The sequence below is a fragment of the Bacteroides hominis genome, assembly GCF_033042785.2.
Lineage (GTDB): Bacteria > Bacteroidota > Bacteroidia > Bacteroidales > Bacteroidaceae > Bacteroides > Bacteroides hominis.
Genome location: NZ_CP178829.1, coordinates 651,642 through 664,397 on the forward strand (window position 1 = coordinate 651,642; position 12,756 = coordinate 664,397).

Below are 12,756 nucleotides of genomic sequence, written 5' to 3' on the forward strand. Positions count from 1 at the left end.
AGCCTCCTTTTTAGATTAAGATATTGTCAATAGCCTTCAAAGAGCTTTCGGTAAGCACAACAACCCCAGCATTCAATACTCTGTAAGTATTTAATCCTGAGATAGTCTGAACGTTAGCACCTTCGATGTTACGAGCTGACAAATATACATTTTTATTTGCTTCTGGTAAAACTACAAGCAGTTTTTTGTCAGAAACTTTAAGATTTTTTGTCATTTCAACGAAAACCTTAGTCTTTGGAGCCTCAAAGTTGAAGTCTTCCACCACTACGATTGCGTTGTCTTGAGCTTTATACGACAAAGCTGACTTACGAGCTAATGTCTTAACTTTTTTATTCAGTTTGAAGTAGTAGTCTCTCGGTTTCGGACCAAATACACGTCCACCACCTACGAGCACCGGTGAATTCATGTCACCACGACGAGCACCGCCACCACCTTTCTGACGACCGATTTTACGAGTAGATCCGCTGATTTCGCTTCTCTCTTTTGACTTGTGAGTACCCTGACGCTGGTTAGCCATAAATTGCTTTACGTCCAGATAGATAGCGTGGTCATTGGGCTCAATTCCGAAGATAGATTCGTTTAACGTAACCTTTCTTCCAGTGTCTTCACCTTTAATGTTATATACGTTAACTTCCATTATTTTTCAATTAATACGATTGAACCTTTGCAACCCGGTACAGAACCCTTGATCAAAAGAAGATTGTGTTCCGCGATTACTTTTAATACCTGTAAGTTTTGAACAGTAACTCTGTCGCCACCCATTTGTCCGCCCATGCGCATTCCTTTGAATACTTTTGCAGGATACGAACATGCACCGATAGAACCCGGTTTACGGGCACGGTTGTGCTGACCGTGAGTAGATTGACCTACACCACCAAAGCCATGTCTTTTAACTACACCCTGGAAGCCTTTACCTTTAGAAGTACCAACAACGTCTACATAGTCTGCGCCGTCGAACAGTTCTACTGTAACAGTATCACCCAGATTTAACTCGTTTTCAAATTCCTTGAACTCGGCCAAGTGTCTCTTCGGTGTTACTCCAGCCTTTTTAAAGTGACCCATCAACGGTTTAGTTGTATGTTTTTCCTTTTTGTCCTGGAAACCCAACTGAACGGCTGCATAGCCATCTTTTTCTACGGTCTTTACCTGAGTAACAACACAAGGACCTGCTTCGATAACAGTGCATGGTACATTCTTACCATCGGCACTGAAAACGGATGTCATTCCGATTTTTTTTCCTAATAATCCTGGCATTTCACTAATTTTTAAATACTACACTTTAATTTCTACTTCTACACCACTCGGTAACTCCAACTTCATCAGAGCATCTACAGTCTTAGCTGTTGAGCTATAGATATCAATCAGTCTCTTGAATGAAGAAAGTTCAAACTGCTCTCTTGATTTTTTGTTAACGAAAGTAGAGCGGTTCACTGTAAAGATACGCTTGTGCGTCGGAAGGGGAATCGGTCCGCTAACAATAGCACCGGTAGCCTTCACTGTTCTAACGATCTTCTCAGCTGATTTGTCAACCAAGTTGTGGTCGTAAGATTTCAGTTTAATTCTAATTTTCTGACTCATTAGTTCTTTTAATTAATAAATTTATAAATAAGATAAAGCGGCAGGCTAAGAGTCATTCGCTAGCCTGCTGCTTAAGATATTTTTAGAGTAAATCAGCACGTCCTTTTACTTCTTCCAATACTGCCTTAGCAATAGAGTTAGAAACCTGAGCGTGGTGAGAGTAAACCATTGATGAAGTTGCACGACCAGAAGTGATGGTACGCAACGCAGTTACATAACCGAACATTTCAGCCAACGGAACCATTGCTTTCACGATACGGGCTCCTGAACGGCTTGACTCCATACCTTCAACTTGGCCACGGCGTTTGTTCAAGTCACCGATAACATCACCCATGTTTTCTTCCGGAGTAACGACTTCCAGTTTCATGATAGGTTCCATCAATACAGGACCTGCCTTAGCACAAGCATTCTTATATGCCTGGATAGCACAGATTTCGAAAGACAACTGGTCAGAGTCAACCGGGTGGAATGAACCATCGACCAAAGTCACTTTCAATGAATCCAGCGGATAGCCGGCCAATACACCATTCTTCATCGCAGTCTGGAAACCTTTCTGAACTGAAGGAATGAATTCCTTAGGAATGTTACCACCCTTCACTTCATCAACGAATTGCAGGCCACCTTGAGTAAAGTCTTCATCAACCGGGCCGATGTTCACAATAATATCAGCGAACTTACCACGACCACCAGACTGTTTCTTATAGACCTCACGCAAATTAACTGTCTTCGTGATAGCTTCTTTGTAGTTAACCTGAGGTTTACCCTGGTTACATTCCACTTTAAACTCACGTTTCAGACGGTCGATGATGATATCCAAGTGAAGCTCACCCATACCGGAAATAACTGTCTGACCTGTTTGTTCGTCAGTTTTCACTGTAAATGTCGGGTCTTCTTCAGCCAATTTAGCCAAACCGTTAGACAGCTTATCCATATCTTTCTGAGTCTTAGGCTCAACTGCGATACCGATTACCGGTTCCGGGAAGTCCATTGATTCAAGAACGATCGGAGCTGTTTCATCGCACAGCGTATCACCAGTGTGAATATCTTTGAAACCTACACCGGCACCAATATCACCTGCACCGATAACTTCTACCGGGTTCTGCTTGTTTGAATGCATCTGGAACAGACGAGAAACACGTTCCTTCTTACCTGAACGAGAGTTGTAGATATAAGAACCTGCTTCAATCTTACCAGAGTATACACGGAAGAAAGTCAGACGTCCTACATACGGGTCAGTAGCGATCTTAAATGCCAAAGCTGAAGTTTTATCGTCTTCGCTCGGTTTACGATCTTCCTCAGCACCGGTATCAGGGTTTGTACCAACTACATTTTCAGTATCCAACGGAGAAGGCAAGAAAGCACAAACATAGTCAAGCAAAGTCTGTACACCTTTATTCTTGAATGAAGAACCGCACAACATCGGAACTACTGCCATCTGAACAGTTGCATTGCGAAGGGCTCTCAACACTTCTTCTTCTGTGATAGTAGAAGGATCGTCGAAATATTTCTCCATCAAAGCATCGTCAAATTCAGCAACTTTTTCAAGCATCTTATCTCTCCATTCGTTAGCTTCGTCAACGAGGTTAGCCGGGATCTCTTCCACAGTGTAGTCAGCACCCATTGTTTCATCATGCCAATAGATAGCTTTCATCTTGATCAGGTCAACCAATCCTTTGAAGCTTTCTTCTGCACCGATAGGAATAACAACCGGACACGGATTTGCACCCAAAACAGCCTTCATCTGGCGAACTACTTCAAAGAAGTCGGCACCCGAACGGTCCATTTTGTTAACGTAAGCGATACGCGGTACGTTATATTTGTCAGCCTGACGCCACACAGTCTCTGACTGAGGTTCTACACCACCTACTGCACAGTAAGCAGCGACAGCACCATCAAGAATACGAAGTGAACGTTCTACTTCAGCAGTGAAGTCAACGTGTCCCGGAGTGTCAATCAAGTTGATTTTATAAGTATCACCAGCATACTTCCAACGAGTAGTTGTAGCAGCAGAAGTGATAGTGATACCACGTTCCTGCTCCTGCTCCATCCAGTCCATTGTTGCGGCACCGTCGTGTACCTCACCGATTTTGTGAGTTAAACCGGTGTAGAACAGGATACGTTCAGAAGTTGTTGTCTTTCCGGCATCAATGTGAGCCATGATACCGATATTACGAGTCAAATGTAAATCATTCTTTGCCATTTTCTTTTTCCTTTACTTTAAGTTTTTTAATCAAATAGGTATTTCTTATAGTAATTAGAATCTGAAATGAGCAAATGCACGGTTAGCTTCAGCCATTCTGTGCATATCTTCTTTACGTTTGAAAGCACCGCCTTGTTCATTGAATGCATCCATGATTTCAGCAGCCAATTTATCAGCCATAGATTTACCACCTCTCTTACGAGCGAACAGAATCAAGTTCTTCATTGAGATTGATTCTTTACGATCCGGACGGATTTCAGTAGGAACCTGGAAAGTTGCACCACCCACACGGCGTGATTTTACTTCTACTTGAGGAGTTACGTTATCCAACGCTTTTTTCCAGATTTCAAGAGCTGATTTTTCTTCGTTAGGAAGTTTTGTTTTTACTGTTTCCAGTGCGGCGTAAAAGATTTCATAAGAAGTATTCTTCTTTCCGTCATACATCAGATGGTTTACAAATTTAGAAACCTTCTGGTCATTGAACACGGGATCCGGAAGGATTACGCGTTTTTTTGGTTTTGCTTTTCTCATTTGTTTGAAAAATAATGTTTTTGTTTTTGGTTGTCTATTTCTTGACGTCTTCAACTCCCCCTCCGGGGAATTTACTCAACCTTTTTATAGCTTATTCCAACAAACTAAAACGAAAGTTATTACTTTTAATTTAAAAAATCAAATTCGGAATCACTCCGGATTATTTCTTCTTAGCCGGTGCTGCTTGTCCCGGTTTCGGACGTTTAGCTCCATATTTAGAACGTCTCTGAGTACGTCCGGCTACACCTGCTGTATCGAGTGTACCGCGAACGATGTGGTAACGTACACCCGGAAGGTCTTTTACACGACCACCGCGAACCAGTACGATTGAGTGTTCCTGCAAGTTGTGTCCTTCTCCCGGAATGTAAGAGTTCACCTCTTTCTGGTTAGTCAAACGTACACGAGCTACTTTACGCATTGCAGAGTTCGGCTTCTTCGGAGTAGTTGTATATACTCTCACGCAAACGCCACGTCTTTGAGGACAAGAATCCAAGGCTGGAGATTTACTTTTCTCCACCAGCACTTCGCGTCCTTTTCTTACTAATTGCTGAATTGTAGGCATTTTAAATTGTTTTTTAATTTATATTATTGTTATATTAATTTCGTAACTATACATTTTGGGCTGCAAAAATACGAATAATATTTGAATAATCAATGCACTACATCTTTTTTTTAATTTTTAAGAGCTTATTTCCCGGAAATCATTTCAATGGAAAGAAATTTGGGTGTAGCCATCCGCTCACCAAGGCTACACCTTTTCCACCGGATAGCTACACCCATTGCCTCGGATGGCTACACCCTTTCTGCTTTCTTCAGGCTTCTCCCTTTATATCCAATATAGGTGGAGTATCTTCTTCCTGCAACCGGATCGGACCGAACGCACGCTCGTATTTGGCTATATTTTCTTCAAGCGCCCGTTGTAAACGTTTGGCATGTTCGGGAGCAAGAATAATACGCGACTGCACTCCCGCTTTGGGCAATCCGGGTAATACCCGTACAAAATCGAGCACAAATTCTGAACTTGAATGAGTGATAATGGCTAAATTAGCATATGTGCCCTGTGCCACTTCTTCTTTCAATTCTATTTGCAACTGATTATCGGGATTCTGATTTTCCATACTTTAATTATTATTGATTATTCTAAATTCTTCTGGCACAAATATACAGATAATGTTTTATAGTAAAGACAAATGCCTTACACTCTTTTCAACAGAATGCAAGGCATGCAATAACAGACCATTATTAACAACTCCCCCTCTTTCTTTATCCAATACCTGAAGCCAGATCAGGAACATCCGGATTGTAAAGAAAGGAAGAACAGACTTATATAGTTCTCAAACGATATCTGAATAATTTCTGGAACAGTTATAAATCATAAACGGCGAACAATAACCTCCGTACACTTTGATAGTGCTATCTTATTCATTGTTCACCGTTCATAAACCACCACCCATTATTAAGAGTTAGATGTCAACTTATCTTTCACCTCAGTCGCTTTATCAGCCACCTTTTCGGCCACTTTAGCACCTGTCTTCACGGCCTTCTCTTTTGCTTCAACGACTGCCAATTCGGCATCTGCCTCTATTTCATGAAGAGCATTGAACACATCATTTTTCAATTTCTTAGCTTTCGCTGTGCGCGAAAAATGATAAACCAGCGCACCGATGGCAGAACCGATTCCAAGTCCCACCAGGAATTTTGCATTTCCACTTCCCATAAACTATTAATTTTTATATAACCACAATAAACAATATCATTCTATAATAAAGCTCGTTTTCCCTATCGGGAACGACTGAAAAAAGAGGCTATCCAAAGAAATAAAATGGCACCGACAACGGAAGTAATCAAACTACCGATGATTCCGGTTGCTGCCAGCCCGAGAAGGGCAAATACCCAGCCACCCAACACACCACCTATAATCCCTAACAGGAGATTGACTAAGAGGCCGAAACCTCCTCCGCGCATTATCTTACCGGCAAAATAACCGGCAAGGATACCTATCAAAATGTACCAGATAAAATTCATAATGCTTGATTTATATTGTTTTGTTATAGGAACGCTATAGGCACTGAAATGTTCGGGAGTCAAAGAAGGAATTAACGACTATTGAGAAACCTGCCTAAGCAAGCAGTACAGACAGATCGGATTTTCGGGTAACAAATTGTGGCGCTTACTAAAAAGGGGTTATCTTTGCCGAAAAGATAATCTTAGGTTCTATGAAAAATATAATTTACAACATAAAAAAGCAGTCTGAGATGTCTGATAAAACAATAGATTTACTGACGAAACAGCTGACTCCGTGCCGATTCCCTAAAAGGTATCTGCTGATACGGGAGGGAGTCTATCACAAATACGCTTATTTCATAGAAAAAGGAATCACACGGTCGTACTGGCTGGTAGACGGAAAAAAGGTTACGACTTCTTTTTCGTGTGAAGGAGATATCGTGTTCAGCATGGATGAGTTATACTACGGTAAACCCAGTGAAGAGTTTGTGGAAACACTGGAAGATGTACTGCTCTATGCCATCCCCATCAAGACACTGATCGAACTGTACGAAACAAATATAGAATTGGCTAATTGGGGAAGAGTCATTCATCAGAATAGATATCGGGAACTCCATCGCAAACATAAAGAACGGCTGACATTGTCGGCCCGAGAGAGGTATGCAAAACTTAAAGAAAGACTTCCCGATGTCTGCAGCCGGGTCAATCTGGGTTATATTGCCGCCTATCTGGGCATTACTTTGCCTACCCTGAGTAAAATAAGGGCGGAAGAGTGATTTTTAATGTAGAGCAAATGCTGACAGCAAAATAGGTTGTACATTTGTCGCTTAACACATTTAAATCAATTATATCATGGAATTAAAGAAAAGAGAGAATATAGGTTGGATTGACCTGCTGAGGGTGCTCGCCTGCTTCTTCGTTGTTTTTTCGCACTGCTGCGATGCGTTCATCGGGCAATTTGACGCCAATCGGGAGTCGTTTCTGACAGGAACATTTTTAGGTAGCTTGATGCGCCCATGTGTACCCATTTTTGTTATGATGACCGGTGTATTGCTATTTCCCGTACGAACCGACATGGGGACATTTTACAAGAAGAGGATCGGGAGACTGATTCCTCCGATAATCTTTTGGTCACTGGTCTTACCTGTACTGTATTTCGTATATCTGAACTACATCAACCCTAATACTCAAAATCCATTGATTTCCATGCCGGATCATAGTTTGGAGGCTTTGTGGATCAAACTGTATACATTTATCTTTAACTTCAATTTCGATACAGTTCCATTATGGTATCTCTATATGCTGATTGGCCTGTATTTGGTGATGCCTATTGTCAGTGGTTGGTTGGAAAAAGCGTCGAAAAAGGAACTGAAGCTATTCCTAAGCATTTGGGGCGTGAGTCTAATAGCACCTTACGTTAAAATGTTCGCTCCGATGCTGGGCTATCAAGGCAACTATGGCAATATGGGTTTATGGGGAATATGTGATTGGAATGACTACGGAACTTTCTATTATTTCTCAGGATTTATCGGCTATCTTTTACTGGCCTATTATCTTACGAGGTATCCACTAAAGTGGAGTTGGAAGAAACTCTTGGGCGTCACCATTCCGATGTTTCTGGTAGGCTATCTGATTACTTCATACGGATATGTCATCACACAGAACCACTTCCCGGGCAATTATGCCTATTTGGAAATTGTATGGTACTTTGCGGGCATCAACGTGTTTATGATGACCTTCCCAGTATTTGTAATCGTGCAGAAAATAAAGGTTCCTTCAAACCGATGGTTATCCCATATGGCATCACTCACATTCGGCATTTACCTGAGCCACTACGTATTTGTATTTGTCGCCTACGACTTGTTGGATAAGGAACAGTTACCATATATCGTACGTATCATCAGTATGGCCTGTCTCGTATTCCTGACATGCTACGCTATCGTCTGGTTAATGTCGAAAAGTAAACTAACCGATCGTTTCATACGATAACATCCTATAAAAAAGAGCAATCACCTTTACGGCAATTGCTCTTTTTCAGTTATAGTCAATTGAATTGTATTATTCTACTTCATTATAGTCAAGCACAGTCTTTTTGTTAGCCAAAATACGATCGTACTCTTCTTTAGAACCTACAATGATCTTATCAAATTCGCGCAGTCCTGTACCTGCCGGAATGAGGTGACCGCAAATTACGTTCTCCTTCATACCTTCCAATTTATCTATCTTACCGTTGATGGCAGCTTCGTTCAAGACTTTAGTTGTTTCCTGGAAGGAAGCAGCTGACATAAAGCTTGAAGTCTGCAATGCAGCACGAGTGATACCCTGAAGAATCTGAGTAGAAGTAGCGGCAACAGCATCACGCACTTCAACCGGTTTAAGGTCACGGCGTTTCAACATACTGTTTTCATCACGCAACTTACGGGCAGTAACAATCTGACCTGCTTTCAAGTTTTCAGAATCACCAGCATCTACAACTACCTTCTTACCCCAGATACGATCATTTTCTTCCATGAATTCCAGTTTATCGACAACCTGTTGTTCAAGGAAACGAGTATCGCCCGGCTCGTCAATAGTTACTTTACGCATCATCTGACGAACGATAATTTCAAAATGCTTATCATTAATCTTCACACCCTGCAAACGGTATACGTCCTGAACTTCATTCACGATATATTCCTGTACAGCCGTAGGACCTTTGATCGCCAAAATATCAGCCGGAGTGGTAGCACCATCAGACAGCGGAGTACCGGCACGAACATAATCGTTCTCCTGTACAAGAATCTGTTTAGACAGCGGAACAAGATATTTCTTCACTTCACCAGTCTTAGAAGTAACGATGATCTCACGATTACCACGTTTCACCTTACCCATAGTTACCTCACCATCTATTTCAGATACAACAGCAGGGTTCGACGGGTTACGTGCTTCAAACAACTCTGTAACACGAGGAAGACCACCGGTAATATCACCAGCCTTACCTACGGCACGCGGAATCTTAACGATTACCTCACCAGCTTTCACCTTCTGACCATTTTCGATCACAACGTGTCCACCCACAGGTAAATTGTATGTACGAATCAAGTCACCATCTTCCGTCAGAATATGGGCAGAAGGAACTTTAGTTTTATCCTTAGATTCGATAATGATAATTTCACGAAGTCCGGTTGCTTCATCCGACTCAATCTTATAAGTAACGTTTTCAATAACGCCCTCGAATTCGATCTTACCAGTAGCCTCCGTTATGATAACAGCGTTGAACGGGTCCCACTTCGCAATCAGCTTACCTTTTTCTACTATTTCACCATCGGCTACATAAAGTGTAGAACCGTAAGGAACGTTGTGTGTAGAAAGTACAATACCCGTATTGACGTCGATGAAACGAACTTCAGCCAAACGGCCTACTACCACTTTGGCAGCTTCACCTGTTTCGTCGACAATATCTACCGTACGAAGTTCTTCGAATTCCAAACGAGCATTGTTCTTGGCAACGATACTTGCATTAGCTGCGATATTGGCAGCCGTACCACCGGCATGGAATGTACGCAGTGTCAACTGTGTACCCGGTTCACCAATAGACTGGGCAGCAATTACACCGACAGCCTCACCTTTCTGAACCATATGGTTCGTAGCCAGATTACGGCCGTAACATTTCGCGCAAACTCCCTTCTTCGATTCGCAAGTCAATACCGAACGGATTTCAACACTTTCGATCGGAGACTCCTGTATCTTCTTAGCGATATCTTCTGTAATTTCTTCACCACCAGCAACCAACAGTTCTCCGGTCTGGGGATGTATGATATCATGTACGGATACACGACCAAGGATGCGTTCGTACAAGGTAGCGATAACTTCATCGTTGTTCTTAAGGTCTGTACAAACCAATCCGCGGAGCGTACCGCAATCCTCTTCATTAATAATAACATCATGCGAAACGTCTACCAGACGACGAGTCAGATATCCGGCATCGGCAGTCTTCAATGCGGTATCAGCCAAACCTTTACGGGCACCGTGGGTAGAGATAAAATACTCCAATACGGAAAGTCCTTCTTTAAAGTTCGACAAAATCGGGTTTTCGATGATCTGGCCACCTTCGGCACCTGCTTTCTGCGGCTTAGCCATCAAACCACGCATACCGGAAAGCTGACGAATCTGCTCTTTAGAACCACGGGCACCGGAATCAAGCATCATGTACACAGAATTGAAACCCTGATCATCAGAAGAAATAGTCTTCATCAAAATGTTAGACAACTCAGAGTTAACATGTGTCCAGATATCAATCACCTGATTGTAACGTTCGTTATTGGTAATGAAACCCATGTTATAGTTATTGATCACTTGCTCAACTTCATCGTAACCTCTCTGAACAAGTGTCTCTTTCTCTTCTGGAATGATAATATCACCCAAGTTGAATGACAGACCGCCTTGGAAGGCCATCTTGTAACCCAAATTCTTGATTCCGTCAAGGAAATCAGCAGTTTTAGCAACACCGCAAGCCTTGATTACGGCACTAATAATGTCACGCAACGACTTCTTAGAGATAATAGTATTGATATATCCTACTTCAGGCGGAACGATCTCGTTCACGATTACACGACCTACTGAAGTTTCACGCATTACATCAACAATGTTTCCATTTTCGTCAAGGTCTTTCACAATAACCTTCACCGGAGCATGGATGTCTACCTTACCTTCATTATAAGCGATCAACGCTTCTTCCGGACCATAGAATGTGAGCCCTTCACCTTTCGCGCCTTTACGGAGCTTAGTAATATAATACAGACCAAGCACCATATCCTGTGAAGGAACAGTAATAGGAGCACCATTAGCAGGATTCAGAATATTGTGAGAAGCCAACATCAACATTTGGGCTTCAAGCACTGCTTCGTTACTCAAAGGCAAGTGAACCGCCATTTGGTCACCGTCAAAGTCGGCATTAAACGCTGTACATGCCAATGGGTGTAACTGGATAGCTTTACCCTCGATCATTTTGGGTTGGAAAGCCTGGATACCCAAACGGTGAAGTGTCGGAGCACGGTTCAGCAATACCGGATGACCTTTCATTACGTGTTCAAGGATATCCCAAATCACCGGCTCCTTACGGTCTACAATTTTCTTAGCAGACTTCACAGTCTTTACGATACCGCGCTCAATCAGTTTACGAATAATGAACGGTTTGTACAACTCGGCAGCCATCAGCTTAGGAATACCACACTCGTGCATTCTCAATTCCGGACCAACAACAATTACCGAACGGGCTGAATAGTCAACACGTTTACCCAGCAAGTTCTGACGGAAACGTCCTTGCTTACCTTTCAAACTGTCTGACAATGATTTCAACGGACGGTTGGCATCAGTCTTAACTGCACTTGACTTACGTGAGTTATCAAACAATGAATCGACAGATTCCTGGAGCATACGTTTCTCGTTGCGGAGAATCACTTCAGGAGCCTTAATTTCAATCAAACGTTTCAAACGGTTGTTACGGATAATCACACGACGATAAAGGTCATTCAAATCGGATGTAGCAAAACGACCACCATCCAACGGAACCAATGGACGAAGTTCAGGCGGGATCACCGGTACAATTCGTACGATCATCCATTCCGGCTTGTTGCGTCCGCGTGATGCACGGAACGACTCTACCACCTGAAGACGTTTCAGAGCCTCGTTCTTACGTTGTTGCGAAGCATCATTGCCGGCGCGGTGGCGCAGTTCGTATGACAACGCATCAAGATCAAGACGTGCAAGCAAATCATAGATCGCTTCGGCACCCATCTTAGCGATGAACTTGTTAGGATCCGTATCTTCCAGATACTGGTTGTCTTTGGGAAGAGTATCAAGAATATCGAGATATTCTTCTTCCGATAGCAAATCGAATTCGGCAATGCCGTCTTCAGCTTTCACACCTGGCTGAATGACAACATAACGTTCGTAGTAAATGATAGAATCAAGTTTCTTAGTGGGAAGACCCAGTAAGTAACCGATCTTATTGGGCAGCGAACGGAAATACCAGATGTGAGCCACAGGCACAACAAGCTGAATATGTCCCATACGTTCGCGACGTACTTTCTTTTCAGTAACTTCTACACCACAACGGTCGCAGACAATACCTTTATAACGGATACGTTTGTATTTACCGCAATGGCATTCGTAGTCTTTGATCGGGCCGAAGATACGTTCGCAGAACAAACCGTCACGCTCGGGTTTGTACGTACGATAGTTGATGGTTTCAGGCTTTAATACTTCACCACTCGAATTCTCAAGGATTTCTTCCGGAGAAGCCAAACCGATAGAGATTTTCGAGAAATTGCTCTTGATCTTATTTTCTTTTCTAAAAGCCATACTTTTATAATTATATGATATGCTAATTAACTAAATAATGTGCCGATTGGCTAATGCCAATGTGCCAATAAGAAAACATGCTAATTATGAAATGCCACAGC

General features: G+C 42.4%; 12 protein-coding genes. 2 read left to right on the forward strand and 10 right to left on the reverse strand.

Going from position 1 to position 12,756, the window contains the following annotated elements; all coding sequences use genetic code 11:
• Nucleotides 1-10 precede the first annotated feature (10 nt).
• From rplD to R3O62_RS03230, 9 genes are all read right to left on the reverse strand, one after another.
• Complete coding sequence (gene rplD, locus R3O62_RS03190) at nucleotides 11-637, reverse strand: 50S ribosomal protein L4 (RefSeq protein ID WP_005782191.1); 627 nt, start codon at nucleotides 635-637, stop codon at nucleotides 11-13.
• A complete protein-coding gene (rplC, locus tag R3O62_RS03195) occupies nucleotides 637-1,254 on the reverse strand; it encodes a 50S ribosomal protein L3 (RefSeq protein ID WP_005782189.1) in 618 nt (205 codons plus the stop codon). Before rplC ends, rplD begins: the two co-directional genes overlap by 1 nt.
• 18 nt (nucleotides 1,255-1,272) lie before the next feature.
• Nucleotides 1,273-1,578, reverse strand: a complete 306-nt coding sequence (gene rpsJ / locus R3O62_RS03200) for a 30S ribosomal protein S10 (protein WP_005782187.1) — start codon at nucleotides 1,576-1,578, stop codon at nucleotides 1,273-1,275.
• 82 nt (nucleotides 1,579-1,660) lie between these two features.
• Nucleotides 1,661-3,778 (reverse strand): elongation factor G, encoded by a 2,118-nt coding sequence (gene fusA / locus R3O62_RS03205; protein ID WP_005782185.1) that lies wholly within the window; start codon nucleotides 3,776-3,778, stop codon nucleotides 1,661-1,663.
• Nucleotides 3,779-3,832: 54 nt separating this feature from the next.
• Entirely contained in the window at nucleotides 3,833-4,309 is a 477-nt protein-coding gene (rpsG, locus tag R3O62_RS03210) for a 30S ribosomal protein S7 (protein WP_005782183.1), read from the reverse strand.
• Between the two features lie 160 nt (nucleotides 4,310-4,469).
• Nucleotides 4,470-4,871, reverse strand: coding sequence for a 30S ribosomal protein S12 (gene rpsL / locus R3O62_RS03215; protein WP_005675419.1), 402 nt, complete (start codon nucleotides 4,869-4,871; stop codon nucleotides 4,470-4,472).
• A gap of 250 nt (nucleotides 4,872-5,121) precedes the next feature.
• Nucleotides 5,122-5,427 carry a DUF3467 domain-containing protein gene (locus tag R3O62_RS03220; RefSeq protein WP_005811382.1) on the reverse strand — a complete coding sequence of 102 codons (306 nt, stop codon included), beginning with the start codon at nucleotides 5,425-5,427 and terminating at the stop codon, nucleotides 5,122-5,124.
• Nucleotides 5,428-5,765: 338 nt separating this feature from the next.
• A complete protein-coding gene (locus R3O62_RS03225) occupies nucleotides 5,766-6,026 on the reverse strand; it encodes a YtxH domain-containing protein (RefSeq protein ID WP_005782178.1) in 261 nt (86 codons plus the stop codon).
• A gap of 62 nt (nucleotides 6,027-6,088) precedes the next feature.
• A complete protein-coding gene (locus R3O62_RS03230; RefSeq protein WP_005791529.1) occupies nucleotides 6,089-6,334 on the reverse strand; it encodes a GlsB/YeaQ/YmgE family stress response membrane protein in 246 nt (81 codons plus the stop codon).
• Between the two features lie 191 nt (nucleotides 6,335-6,525).
• Here R3O62_RS03230 and R3O62_RS03235 point away from each other — a divergent pair, with 191 nt between their 5' ends.
• Together R3O62_RS03235 and R3O62_RS03240 are read left to right on the forward strand one after the other, a co-directional pair.
• On the forward strand, nucleotides 6,526-7,089 hold the full coding sequence (locus tag R3O62_RS03235) for a Crp/Fnr family transcriptional regulator (protein WP_317472984.1): 564 nt from the start codon (nucleotides 6,526-6,528) through the stop codon (nucleotides 7,087-7,089).
• A gap of 76 nt (nucleotides 7,090-7,165) precedes the next feature.
• Nucleotides 7,166-8,302 (forward strand): acyltransferase, encoded by a 1,137-nt coding sequence (locus tag R3O62_RS03240; protein ID WP_005782172.1) that lies wholly within the window; start codon nucleotides 7,166-7,168, stop codon nucleotides 8,300-8,302.
• A 69-nt stretch (nucleotides 8,303-8,371) separates the two neighbouring features.
• Here R3O62_RS03240 and rpoC read toward each other — a convergent pair whose 3' ends face one another.
• Nucleotides 8,372-12,655, reverse strand: a complete 4,284-nt coding sequence (rpoC, locus tag R3O62_RS03245) for a DNA-directed RNA polymerase subunit beta' (RefSeq protein ID WP_005811389.1) — start codon at nucleotides 12,653-12,655, stop codon at nucleotides 8,372-8,374.
• Nucleotides 12,656-12,756 lie beyond the last annotated feature (101 nt).